We start from the raw sequence: 12,891 nt of genomic DNA on the forward strand, positions 1-12,891 counted from the left end.
TCAATTGCATGACAGGCTGACATCGGACTATCATCCGCGCACAAAAGAAGGACGAAGCCATTTAGTGCTTCATCCTTCTCCATTTAATCGGTTTTCTTTCGACGCTTGTTCGCTGCGTACAACAATCCGATGATTGTCAGTGCTGCACCACCTGCTACCGCGTATTTCTTGTAATCTGCTTTTCGTTCCGCAATAACCGTAGTCGTCAATGCTGGAACGACTAACTGTTTTTCTTCGTGCAATCGTGGTGCGTGTAATTTAACGGCACCCGACTCAACCAACACCTCGAATTCACCATTTGGCAATTCAATCGTGATATCTTTTTCCGTCGCATTGTGATAGACACGCTGCCGTTCGACGTATCCTTCATATGTTCGCTTCAGTTCAAAGGCAATGACACCTTCCTCTTCTTCAAGGAAACGAAGATGTTTTTTGATCATCGCCGCGTTTGCGAGACGGAACATCGGATACTGACGACGAAGGGCAATCAATCCTTTGACGTACTCGACTGCTGGACGCTCTGTTTCTGCCCGTTCATAGTCGAGACGATTCACGACCTCTCCGGCATTGAAGCTGTCACGAATACCGTCTTTCGTCCGGAAGAACTCTTGTCCGGCATGGAGGAAAGGAATACCTTGTCCCGTCAAAATGATCGCATTTGCAAGCATTTGCCGTTTCCGACGAATCTCTTCCGTGTCTTCTGGACGAGACACCGTTAATTTATCCCAAATCGTCAAATCATCATGAGCCTCGACGTACGAGACGACTTGATTCGGCTCATCGGCAAATCCTTGCGAAGAGACGTTACCAGCGATTCCCCGTTTGACTTCACTCGTCCGGTCAAATGCACCACTGATGAAACCACGGTCTTCTGGCGTTTGGACGTCGCCTTTGACCCCGTCCCGTAAGCCGTTGTTGAAATGAGCGATCCCTGGCATCTTCGGTGCGTTGAAATAGTTCGCTTTTTCTTCCGGATCAAGTGGCGTATCGAGATCCCAGCCTTCACCGATGATTAGAATCGACGGATCAATCCGGTCAAGTGCATGGCGCACTTGATTCATCGTCTCAACATCATGAAGTCCCATTAAGTCGAAGCGGAACCCATCGAGATGGTATTCTTTCGCCCAGTACGTCACACAATCAAGAATGAACTTTCGCATCATCAGACGTTCAGATGCGGTATCATTTCCACAGAAACTACCGTTTGAGAGACTCCCATCCGCCTCTTGACGATAAAAGTATCCAGGAACGAACTGACCAAGCGGAACCGTCGCCGCATCATACGTATGATTGAAGACGACGTCCATGATGACACGGATCCCGCGATCATGTAACGCTTGCACCAATTGTTTTAATTCAAGGATCCGCGTTCGTGGATCATCCGGATTCGAGGAGTACGAACCTTCCGGCGCAAAGTAGTTCACCGGATCATAACCCCAGTTATAGTTATCCGGGTCGTTCGGCGCTGTCTCATTGACCGAGCCAAAATCATAGATCGGTAGTAACTGGACATGTGTCACACCGAGGTCTGCCAAATAATCAAGCCCTGTCAATCCACCATTTGGTGTCCGTGTCCCAGCTTCCGTCAGTCCAGCGAACGTCCCACGTGCGACGACACCACTAGCCGGATGACTCGTTGCATCGCGTACGTGTAATTCATAGACAACTGCGTCTTGCGAAGAATGGAACAATGGACGTTCTTCAATCCATCGTTCTGGTGTCACACTGGTCGGGTCAATTAATGCGCCGCGCTTTCCGTTCGTTCCGACGGCTTTCGCATACGGATCGACCGCCTCGACCTTTTGTCCGTTGATGCTCGCTTGAAACGTATAGAAATAACCTTCATATGTCGCTCGATCGAGTTCGACGACGTACGTTCCCCGTTCGCCTGCCACCATCTCGACCTCTTCGACTTTTCGTGCGCGTAGTGTCTTGTAGAGACGAATCACGACACGTTCTGCTGTCGGCGCCCACAAGCGCACGTGAATCGCTGTCTCTGAGAAGGTCGCTCCTAAATCATTTCCACTATAGGCAAATCGCTCATCCAGTTCTTGCGGTGTGAGCGTCAACATGTCTGCTGTTTGTTTCAAAGCCAAGCACCCCTTTCATTTCATGGTTTTTATTATAACAAAATTTCAAAGCAGTGGACGCTTCCGGTATTCCTCTCTAAAATAGAGAGTGGAATGAAAGGGGAGATTGAAATGGCAGCAAAAGATAATTCATTTGATATCGTGTCACAAATCAACATCGAGGAAGTCAAGAACGCGGTCCAAATCGCACTGAAGGAAATCACGAACCGCTTCGACTTCAAAGGTTCAAAAAGCGACATGAAGCTCGAAAAAGAGGATTTGATTCTAATCTCAGATGACGATTTCAAACTCGATCAAGTCAAAGACGTCTTAACAGCAAAATTGATCAAGCGAGAAGTCCCAACCAAAAACCTGCAGTATGAAAAAGTCGAGCAGGCTGCCGGGAATACAGTCCGACAACGTGTCATCCTGAAAAGTGGAATCGACCGTGACGACGCGAAAAAGATCAACAATGCCGTCAAGGAATCGAAATTAAAAGTGAAGACACAGATCCAAGATGATCAAATTCGTGTCACAGGTAAATCGCGTGATGACTTACAACAAGTCATGCAGATCGTTCGTGAGCTTCCATTATCGGTCGACGTTCAATTCATTAACTTCCGTTAATCGATTGATCTGAACGCTCATATTCAAAAGATAGGCATAGCGCATTTTCGGGTATCTCCTTAACAAAGGAGTGGTCGATCATGCGTTATGCCCTTTTTGCGGATCTTCACAGCTCAGTAGCCGACACAGCGGCTGTCCTAGCTGACATACGACAGCTCGCTCCCGATGCGCATTTGTTCTGTCTTGGTGACGTTCATGAATGTCATGTCGGTAAAAAGCGAGCGAAGCGCTATTCCTTCGAATCGCTCTCCCTCGTCGTGACGCTTGATGATGATTTTTTAAACCTAATTGATTTTAAGATGTTACTTGGCAATCAAGAAGAGCGCATCCTGTCGCTCGTTCCACCGCAACTATCTCCTGTCATCGATGCGTTACGCGATTGCCCTCGAAAACAACGCATCGAGGGTGCATTATTGATTCATGGAGATCAATTGAATTGGTCCCGTGATTTTTTGCCCGATCTGTCACAGCAACGTGAACCAGTACTCTTTTTTGGTCATAGTCATATCAGAGGTTTGTTTCGAAATGGCATTGCTATGTCGAGCCCATTGTATCAATCTTTATCCATTAATAATGGAGGACGATATGCCATCAATCTAGGTCCTGTCGTGTTCGAACGAGAATGGTGTCTTTACGATTCAGAGCAACAATCGATCGTGTTCCATCGGGCAAACTAAGAAGATACGACAAAAGCCGTCGGGCACGGGGCTCGACGGCTTTTGTTTGTGCATCCTATTGATCAGAGATAACGGACAAGCGATGCCTTGACGACATCCACTTGTGTGAAGTTCGTCTCTTCCGCGAATGCTTCGATGACTTGACGGACATCCCCTTGACGACGAACGAAGCTCGTCGGAACTGGTGTTGTACCGACAAGTTGCTCATGCAAACTCGTCAATCGATGATCATCGATGATCGTCGTCATCAAATCAAGGAACAAAAGAACATGCAGACGGTTCAAATAATCCCATGGCTTGTCTTCCGAACGGAATTCATTACGAGCGAGCCATTTTTTCAATCCGATCGCATCGATTTGACTCAACGTCTCTGTCGTGCGCGCCGACTTCCAAAGCGTCAACAGTTCGCCGAGTTTTTTTCGTGTCTGTTTTTTACGCATGAAGAATTCAAAATTGTCTTTCGTGCGCAACGCGTCTCCTTCGATCGGAGCAATCAAATCAGCTTCCGGCGCCGTCACGAAATCGTGAACGAAATCGACAGACTCTCCCGGTAACCAAGCAGCGAGTTTCCCGTGAAAATCAGCCATGAAGGCGACGGTTTCTGCCAAAGGCTCCTGCTTCATCCGTGAAGCAGCTTGCTGTAATCGGTCTTTCGTCTCAGTCTTCATAATCTACCTCTTCTTATTCGTGGATTGGTCTTACATTTCTTCCGGAGCGCCGACACCAAGTAAACGAAGACCTTCTGTCAAGACGATCGTGACGGACTTGACGAGTGCAAGACGCGATTGTTTTGCTGCGTCATCTTCGAGAACACGGACGTGTCCGTAGTATTTATTAAAGCTTTGTGCAAGATCTAAGACGTAACGGCTGATGATTGACGGCTCGCGACGTGTGAATGCGCGATCGATGACCGTCGAGAATTGGTTCAGCATCGATACGACACCCCATGCATGATCATCGGCACTGCCAGCGAATGGTGTGCCATCATAGCTACCTTTACGGAGCAATGAGTGCGCACGAGCATTCGTATACTGGACATACGGTCCTGTTTCACCTTCGAATTTCAACATCTGCTCAAGATCGAACTCGATATTGTTCATCCGTTCATTTTTCAAATCATGGAAGATGACGGCGCCAACACCTACTTGACGAGCTGTTGCTTCGGCATTCGCTAAGTTCGGATTTTTTTCCGCGATGTTTTGCTTCGCGACGTCGATTGCTTCTTGTAGTACTTCTTCAAGCAAGACGATCCGACCTTTACGCGTAGACATTTTCTTTCCGTCTTTCATAATCAAACCGAACGGTACATGGTGCATTCCGTCGACATTCTCAAATCCAAGTTTCTTCAGGACTGCGAACAATTGCTTAAAGTGAAGCGCTTGTTCGCCGCCAACGACGTAGAATGCTTGCTCAAAACGGTACGTTTCGAGACGATAGACAGCAGCTGCTAAGTCACGTGTCGCATAAAGCGTTGCGCCATCCTTCTTTTTAATCAAAGCAGGCGGCATACCTTCTGCTTCGAGGTCGACGACCATTGCCCCTTCTGATTCGACGAGTAAATCTTTTTCTTCAAGCAAATCGATGACGTGTTGCATCTTATCGTTGTAGAAAGCTTCTCCGTTCAAGCTATCGAATTTAACTCCGAGCATCTCATAAACACGATTGAACTCAACAAGTGAGACTTCACGGAACCACGTCCAAAGCGTTGTTGCCTGCTCATCACCTTGTTCGAGTTTTTTGAACCAGAGACGTCCTTCGTCTTCAAGTGCCGGATTTGTTTCCGCTTCTTCGTGGAACCGGACATATAATTTCAACAATTCCTTGATTGGTTCTGCACGGACCGCTTCTTCCTCACCCCACATCGTGTACGCAACCATCAATTTCCCGAACTGTGTTCCCCAGTCCCCTAAATGGTTGACACCGACGACATCATAGCCTTTTTTACGTGAGATTTGGTTGAGCGCGTTTCCGATTACCGTTGAACGTAAGTGACCCATCGAGAATGGTTTCGCGATGTTTGGTGATGAAAAATCAGTGACAATCGTTTTTCCATTGGCTTCACTTGATCCGAACGCCTCATTTTCCGTCAGAACTTGGTTGACGATTTCTTGCGATACGACTTCCCGGTTCAAGAAGACGTTGATGTAAGGACCTACAGCCTGAACGTTTGAGAACAATGGCGCGTCGATTTTTTCTGCGAGGTCCGAAGCAATCATATTGGGTGCTTTACGGAATGCTTTCGCGAGCATGAAGCATGGGAATGCTAGATCTCCATGATCTTCATGTTTCGGTTGCTCGATTAGTTGTTCAATTTGTTCAATCGATAAGGCACCTTCCATGACTTGATGTAATACTTCTGCGTATTGCGTTTTATAACTCATCTTTATTTCCTCCTGCTTCACTGATTTTTGGCAATAAAAAACGCCCCTTGCGCCACGCGCAAAGAGACGGAATGACCGCGGTACCACTCTTCTTGGTGTCCTTTTGACACCCACCTTGTTCGGGGATAACGGGGTTCCCCCGGCTACGCCTTTTCCTTCAGGAATCGGGTAGCGTCTCAAAAGTGCGCTTCACGACCGGTTCGTCCTCAGGCTTCCACCATTCCCTGATTCGCTAGTTGACGAAAATCAACCGTTACTCTCTTCATCATCGACTGTATTCGATATCTTTCACATTATACGCAATTCTTTCTTTTCTCTCAACCTTATTTTTTTTGGTAAATGGCTTATCAAAATTTCCACAATTCGGGTATAGGAATAAAAGATACTTCTCAGGGGGAGGGATGTTTCATGCGCTACTACCAACAGGTAGCCCGGACGAGCTGGATCGTTTTCAGTCTCGTCGCCTTGACATTGTTATTGATTGGCATCGTTCATCCACCTACCTTCCCTCCTTCCATCTCCATCGTCAATACCCTTTATTTGTTTGGGCTCGTTCTCCTGTTTCAGTTCGATAATGTCCGTCGTGGCGGCATTTATTATACGTTTCAAGAAGGAATCATTTTATTTTTATTCCTCAATTACGGTTTGACGTACGCTTTGATTTTAAGCCAAGTCGGTATTCTCGTCTTTCAATTCATGTCTCACCGAAAAGCGATTCGCTGGAAACGTTTCGCCTATCTCTACCCAATCAACGCCTTGTTTGATTTAGTCTACATCTCGCTTCCGGTATTTGCGTATGAAGCGCTCGGTGGACCGATCGGCTCAAGCTTTACGTATACCAAAGCTCTGATTCCCTTCATCGGCTTTTTGATCACAGTCTTCCTTGTTTCTTACTTCCAATGTCTGCTCGTCAATCGCTTTCTTTTCTTGAAATACGATTGGCAACGTCTTGTGAAGCTTCAGTCCCTCGTTTACGGAATCAGCATGTTAAGTGCTCTACTTGGGATCTGGTTCTACGATGAAAGTCCTCTTGTCGCGGCTACAGTCTCCGCCTTGATTCTCTTTTTATTCAAACGTCTGTTGCAAGAACGTGGTGACTCACTTGAAGCAAATGATAATGCTAAACGATTTGATGATGCGAAGGAACACTTATTGATCTCCCGCTTCGAACGCGAGACGATCGACTCGTTACTTCTCGATTTACCGCATCTGCTACCGTTTTCTGAAGGCTGGATTTCGATTCAACAACAGCGGAAACAAGTCATCTATGACATCCGGACGAAGCAACCGATCGATGTGTTACCGCTGTTTCACTCTTTGACAGCCGACGATTTGCATACCCCGATCATCTATGGTCTTCGTTGCGACTGGGGAAACGATATTCAAATCGGATTGCCTGTCGATCGCCATTCAATGCTAGCAATTCCTTCGATTACGAGCGGAGAAGTCGATGTCTCGATCATTCTGTTCCATCAAGTCGCAGACGCCTATGATGCGACGAATGCCGACGAATTATCTCGTCTACTCCGTATCTTTTGTCGCGTCCTAGAACGCTCTCGTGAAACGGTTCAACTCTATACAGAAAGTCGGACTGACGCCTTAACGGAATTACCAAATAGTCGTGCCTTTTACGAACACGGTCGACAAGAATTCGCTGCTGATTGCTATCCGCTTTCCGTGATTCTGTTTGATATCGATCATTTCAAACGCGTCAACGATACGTACGGGCATAAAGTAGGCGATCTCGTCCTTCGTGAACTCGGTCGACGCATCCAGGTGATCCAACTGCAACATGATGATGTCTTCGCTGCTCGTTATGGCGGGGAGGAATTCGTACTTTTGTTGCGAAATCGTAGTCAAGAGGCTGCCATTCAGATTGCCGAGACGGTCCGCCATGCGGTCATGGATCGCCCCTTCCTCGTCGATGGTCACCGACTTTCCTTAACTATAAGCCTCGGAATTGATACAGTGGAAGAAAGATATCAACGGACGTTCGAAGAATCGCTACGTCAAGCCGATCATGCACTCTATGTCGGCGGAAAACACAACGGACGCAATTGTACCGCGCACTATGCAAATCTTTGAAAGGTCGTGACTCTATTGTCGATTACGGAAATTGAAATGACGCTACCGACATCACAAACCCACCGGACGATTCGAATTCATCGTCCGCCACATTTTGATCCTTCTGAAGCTTTACCAGTAATTTATATGCATGACGGACAAAACGTCTTTAGTGGAGAAACCGCCTCGTTCGGAAAAGGCTGGGAGATTCATCTTGCACTACAACAGACACAGATTCCGGCAATGGTCGTCGCGATTGACAGTCCAGAAGATGGAATGGATCGGTACGATGACTATGCTCCTTGGAGTGACGAAGCCTTATTGATGCGGAGCGCCTATCCTTCGCACCGGACGTCAATCGGTGGCAACGGTAAGGTCTATATGGACTGGATCATCCGCGAGTTAAAACCATACATTGATGCCAACTATGCGACACGCCCTGATGATACGACAATGATCGGCAGTTCGATGGGTGGCGTCATCTCGCTATATGGATTATTCGCGTATCCGGAAGTCATCACGCGCGTCGCTGCCTTATCGACTGCTGGATGGGCAAACTTCTCCTCACTCCTTGAATTCATCGAGCGCAGTCCGTCTCTGTCTGCAACGCATCGCTGTTATATGGACGTCGGCACAAAAGAAGTGAGTGGTCCGATGACCGAGACGGATTATTTACACACGAATGATGTCTTAGCGCGAGCGGTCGAACAGAAACTCGCTCAAAGTCGCTATACGATCATTCCGGAAGCAATTCATCATGAAACGGCCTGGGCCAAACGTTTGCCAGATATTTTACGTTACTTGTTCCCATCCTCTTGAATACACAAAAAAGCCGGACGGTTTCTATTAAAGAAATCATCCGGCTTTTTACGCGTGCCTTATACTAATTCTTCTTGTTGCTCTTTTTCATAACGGTTGCGCGGATGCTCCCGGCATTCATCGGAACACGAACGCATGACTTTTGGTTCGCATTCTTCACAGCAGAAGTGCTGTCGATTGCATTCCGGGTTTGCGCAATTAACGTAGCGCGTCTCCGGTTTTCCACAGTAGTAACATTCTGAGACGACAGAAGGATTGACGGCATTGACAGGAACTTGTACACGCTCATCAAAGACGTATAGTTCGCCTTCCCAGTCTTCTCCTTGTGTCTGTTCATCTTTTCCGTACATGACGACTCCGCCTTTAAGGTGGAAGATGTCATCACTCTGTTGCCGTTTACGGAAGTACGCCGTGAATTTTTCACAACGAACACCACCCGTACAGTATGTGAGAACCTTTTTTCCTTCAAACAAATGCTCGTTCTCGTCAAGCCACTCCGGGAATTCCCGTGAAGCATTGACATCCACTTTTACAGCATTCTTGAAGTGTCCGAGGTCGTATTCGTAGTTGTTGCGTACATCGAGAATGACGACGTCATCTTGTTTCATCATTTCTTTCCACTCTGCTGGTTCAAGATACGCAGCGTGTTCTTCTGGTACGTTGAATTCGTCCTCAAAACGCCATGTGACGAGTTCTTTTTTGTAACGGACGAACGTCTTTTTGAAGGCATGCTCCTCGACTTCATCGATTTTGAATTCGATGTCAGCGAATCGTGGATCCGCCGTCAAGTCCTTCATGTATTGTTCCGTTTGTTCGACCGTTCCAGAGAGTGTGCCGTTGATTCCTTCAGGTGCAATCAAAATCCGACCTTTGATACCGAGCTCTTTACAGTAAGCAAGATGCTCTTTTGTTAGCTGTTCCGCATTTTCAATTGGAACATACTTATAAAATAATAGTACGCGATAAGGTTTCATATTCCTCATTAGCCCCCATGTCAGTTTTTTGCAGTAAAACGAACGTTGGCAAACGAAGCGTCTAGCTATTGACTAGCTGGGAACGCCTGCAAAACGCACCCATTTAAGTATAATACCAACTCCCTTTCGAATGTACAATCCACAATTCCTGAATCCCTTTCAAGGAATTTCATTCCCTTTCTGAATCCGAAAGAGGTAAAATAAAACACAGTAGTACATCTCGCAAGGAGGATTCCGAATGCTCCATACACTTCGTGACTGGATCGAGCAGATGATTTTCTTTCTCCAAGACTTACCTGGAGGAGCTGCCACCGGTTTGATTGCCCCGTTTCTTGAGTCTCTATTTCCTTTCCTGCCACTCGTCCTGATCATTTCCGCGAATGCGGCAACCTATGGTTTTGGTATGGGTGTTCTCGTATCATGGGTCGGGAGCATGCTTGGATCACTCGTCGTCTTCGCTTGTATTCGATATCTATTTCGTCGTCCGGTCACGCGTTGGCTTGAAAAACACCATGCCGCGCAACAGTGGATCGAACGTGTTCGTCACATGAGTCCCATCTCACTCGGATTCTTTTTTTCGCTTCCATTCATGCCTGCGTTCATCATCACGTCCATTTCTGCCATGATTCAACTATCGCTGCGGACGTATTTGATCGCTGCTGGTGCCGGGCGTCTGATCGTCGTCATCATCTTCTCGCTAATCGGAAAGGAATGGTCCACGTTTCTTGAACGTCCGATGCGTCTTGTCCTTCTATTTTTGATTTTACTCGCCATCTGGGGAGTTAGTCGCGGGACGGAAGAATGGTTGAAGCGTCGTGCCCTTTCAAAACGTGCGGATCATTTACGAGAAATCGAAGATAAGATCGAACGTCCATTTGAAAAATGACTTGAGGCTGACTCAAAAAAAGAATGACGCGTCTTTTCACGCCCTTTCCTCAGGCGAGACACAAGCCAGTTTTCCTGCTCCGTTGAAGCAGGAAAGCGGGTCTTGTTCGTCTCTGACAGCGCATAAATGCGCTTGTTCCTGTAGGAGTGGCGCGAAACGCGTCATTCTTTTTGTTACGAGATAAGGATGGCAGATCATCATTCTGCCATCCTTATCTTTGTAGAGACTGACTTTTGAGTCAGCCCCTTTAAGCTGTTCTCATTTTTCTAGGGACTAGGTCTTTTGAATCATTTTATAAAGTGGTTAATATATAAAAATAACGTTCAAACAATGTTCAATATTGAAAACGCTTACATTAAATTGGTATGACCAATATTAATATAATAATGATCTTTTCTTCTTAAAAATTAGGATAGCTTTTCCAGAAACGACATCCTTATAATGAATTTACATTCATTCCTTAAAGGAGGCGTCCTCATGCATCAAGTGTCCGAAGTTCAAAAAAATGAAGCGACTCAATCTGCTCCAGCAATCGTCGAGAGTGCTACCTTTCAACAATTGATGCGCCAAAAGAACGGCTTCATTCTTCCAGCTATTAGTTTTTGCCTTATTTTTTATTTTGCGCTTCCGATTTTGACAAGTTACTTCACGATTTTGAATGAGCCAGTATTCGGTGATATTACAGGAGCTTGGGTATTCGCATTTGCCCAGTTCTTCATGACGTGGACGTTCTGCATGATGTATAGCAAAAAAGCACGTGCCTTTGATCGACTCGTCGAACAGATCAAGGAGGAGTCGAAATGAATTATACTGCCGTTGCCCTATTCGCAGCGATCGTCGGTTTGACGCTCGTCATTACATACTTTGCTGCCCGTAAAACAAAAACAGCTAACGACTTTTATACAGCGGACGGCGGACTCACTGGTGCACAAAACGGGATGGCGATTGCCGGCGACTACATGTCAGCCGCCTCGTTCCTCGGAATTGCCGGGATGATTGCTTTAGCCGGATTCGACGGATTCTTTTACTCGATCGGCTTCCTCGTTGCTTATCTTGTTGTCTTGTACCTCGTTGCCGAACCACTTCGGAACCTCGGAAAATACACTATGGCTGATATGATTGCCGCTCGTTTTAACGCCTCAAAAGTTCGTGGAGTCGCTGCCATGAACTCGATTGCGATCTCGATTTTTTACATGATCGCGCAACTCGTCGGTGCAGGTGCCTTGATTGAATTGTTGTTAGGAATTCCTTATACGACGAGTGTCATCATCGTCGGTATCTTAATGACGGTCTACGTCGTCTTCGGTGGTATGACTGCGACTTCGTGGGTTCAAATCATCAAAGCGATTCTCTTGATGGCAGGAACAGCCGTCATCTCGTTCATGGTCTTCGCGAAGTTCGATTTCTCGATCTTCAAGATGTTTTCAGAAGTGAAACAAGCCACGCCGCTCGGAGATTCATTCTTGAATCCTGGAAACAAATTTAAGTTACCACTCGATACGATTTCGCTCAATCTCGCGCTCGTTCTTGGAACAGCTGGATTACCACATATCTTAATTCGTTTCTTTACTGTTAAGGATGCTCCGACAGCTCGTAAATCCGTCGTGTACGCGACATGGATCATTGGTGTCTTTTATATCTTGACGATTTTCCTCGGCTTTGGTGCTGCTGCTTTCGTTGGTTCTGAAGATATCATCGCTGCTAATGCTGCTGGTAACATGGCTGCGCCACTTCTCGCTAAAGCACTTGGTGGCGATTTACTCTTTGCCTTCGTCGCTGCGGTCGCTTTTGCGACAATCCTCGCCGTTGTTGCAGGACTTGTCTTATCCGCTGCGTCTGCCTTTGCTCATGATTTTTATAGTCATATTCTACGCAAAGGGCAAGCAACGGAAAAAGAACAGATGACGGCAGCACGACTTGCTTCCATCGCTGTCGCCTTGATTTCGATGGTACTGGCATTGTTCGCACAATCGATGAACGTCGCGTTCCTCGTATCGCTTGCCTTCGCTGTCGCGGCAAGTGCCAACTTGCCAGTCATTCTCTTGACGATCTTCTGGCGCCGTTTCAATACTGGCGGAGCTGTCACAGGTATGGTCGTCGGGTTATTCTCTTCACTGATTCTCGTCGCACTCAGTCCAAACCTTTGGGCAGTCGACGGTTCAGCCTTGTTCGTCGGGGAAGCCCTCTTCCCGCTGACGAATCCAGGAATCGTCTCCATCCCGCTTGGTTTCCTCGGAGCTATCGTCGGGACATTGTTGACGAAATCGAACGAGGTTGCCGGTAACTTCGAACGTATCTTAGTCAAGGCCAATACCGGTATCGATGCAGCAACGGAAGTCGCCGCGTCAAAAGAATAAGTTCCCCTTAACGGCTCCTTCAACCCCCTTGAAGGAG

Annotated in this window: 11 protein-coding genes and 1 other annotated feature; of the genes, 7 read left to right on the forward strand and 4 right to left on the reverse strand. The window is 46.9% G+C overall.

The genetic code is table 11. The annotated features are described in order from the left end of the window. Positions 1-83: 83 nt before the first annotated feature. Positions 84-2,090 carry a type I pullulanase gene (pulA, locus tag Q9R23_RS09490; protein WP_311246959.1) on the reverse strand — a complete coding sequence of 669 codons (2,007 nt, stop codon included), beginning with the start codon at positions 2,088-2,090 and terminating at the stop codon, positions 84-86. A 111-nt stretch (positions 2,091-2,201) separates the two neighbouring features. On the opposite strand from pulA, the gene Q9R23_RS09495 reads away from it, so the two are divergent. Next, positions 2,202-2,696, forward strand: coding sequence for a YajQ family cyclic di-GMP-binding protein (locus Q9R23_RS09495; protein ID WP_023469671.1), 495 nt, complete (start codon positions 2,202-2,204; stop codon positions 2,694-2,696). Positions 2,697-2,776: 80 nt separating this feature from the next. Further along, on the forward strand, positions 2,777-3,373 hold the full coding sequence (locus Q9R23_RS09500; protein ID WP_290755375.1) for a metallophosphoesterase family protein: 597 nt from the start codon (positions 2,777-2,779) through the stop codon (positions 3,371-3,373). A 62-nt stretch (positions 3,374-3,435) separates the two neighbouring features. Here Q9R23_RS09500 and Q9R23_RS09505 read toward each other — a convergent pair whose 3' ends face one another. Continuing rightward, entirely contained in the window at positions 3,436-4,041 is a 606-nt protein-coding gene (locus Q9R23_RS09505) for a hypothetical protein (RefSeq protein WP_214856656.1), read from the reverse strand. Between the two features lie 30 nt (positions 4,042-4,071). After that, on the reverse strand, positions 4,072-5,754 hold the full coding sequence (argS, locus tag Q9R23_RS09510; RefSeq protein WP_290782504.1) for an arginine--tRNA ligase: 1,683 nt from the start codon (positions 5,752-5,754) through the stop codon (positions 4,072-4,074). 59 nt (positions 5,755-5,813) lie between these two features. Continuing rightward, positions 5,814-6,032: a binding site (T-box leader), on the reverse strand. A 130-nt stretch (positions 6,033-6,162) separates the two neighbouring features. Here argS and Q9R23_RS09515 point away from each other — a divergent pair. Further along, on the forward strand, positions 6,163-7,839 hold the full coding sequence (locus tag Q9R23_RS09515; protein WP_290782502.1) for a GGDEF domain-containing protein: 1,677 nt from the start codon (positions 6,163-6,165) through the stop codon (positions 7,837-7,839). Positions 7,840-7,854: 15 nt separating this feature from the next. Next, positions 7,855-8,637 (forward strand): alpha/beta hydrolase, encoded by a 783-nt coding sequence (locus Q9R23_RS09520; protein WP_290755372.1) that lies wholly within the window; start codon positions 7,855-7,857, stop codon positions 8,635-8,637. A gap of 59 nt (positions 8,638-8,696) precedes the next feature. Here Q9R23_RS09520 and trhO read toward each other — a convergent pair whose 3' ends face one another. Further along, positions 8,697-9,611, reverse strand: coding sequence for an oxygen-dependent tRNA uridine(34) hydroxylase TrhO (trhO, locus tag Q9R23_RS09525; RefSeq protein WP_396136368.1), 915 nt, complete (start codon positions 9,609-9,611; stop codon positions 8,697-8,699). Positions 9,612-9,849: 238 nt separating this feature from the next. Between trhO and Q9R23_RS09530 the strand changes: the two genes are divergently transcribed. The 3 genes from Q9R23_RS09530 to Q9R23_RS09540 all read left to right on the forward strand — a co-directional run bounded on the left by Q9R23_RS09530 (position 9,850) and on the right by Q9R23_RS09540 (position 12,854). Then, the gene (locus Q9R23_RS09530) at positions 9,850-10,497 is read left to right on the forward strand and encodes a TVP38/TMEM64 family protein (protein WP_290755371.1); all 648 of its coding nucleotides are present in this window, start codon (positions 9,850-9,852) and stop codon (positions 10,495-10,497) included. A 477-nt stretch (positions 10,498-10,974) separates the two neighbouring features. Beyond that, the gene (locus tag Q9R23_RS09535; RefSeq protein WP_311246960.1) at positions 10,975-11,301 is read left to right on the forward strand and encodes a DUF485 domain-containing protein; all 327 of its coding nucleotides are present in this window, start codon (positions 10,975-10,977) and stop codon (positions 11,299-11,301) included. Next, positions 11,298-12,854 (forward strand): solute symporter family protein, encoded by a 1,557-nt coding sequence (locus tag Q9R23_RS09540; RefSeq protein WP_035412105.1) that lies wholly within the window; start codon positions 11,298-11,300, stop codon positions 12,852-12,854. Before Q9R23_RS09535 ends, Q9R23_RS09540 begins: the two co-directional genes overlap by 4 nt. Positions 12,855-12,891: the final 37 nt, after the last annotated feature.

It is taken from the genome of Exiguobacterium sp. BRG2 (genome assembly GCF_031844245.1).
Classification (GTDB): Bacteria; Bacillota; Bacilli; order Exiguobacteriales; family Exiguobacteriaceae; genus Exiguobacterium_A.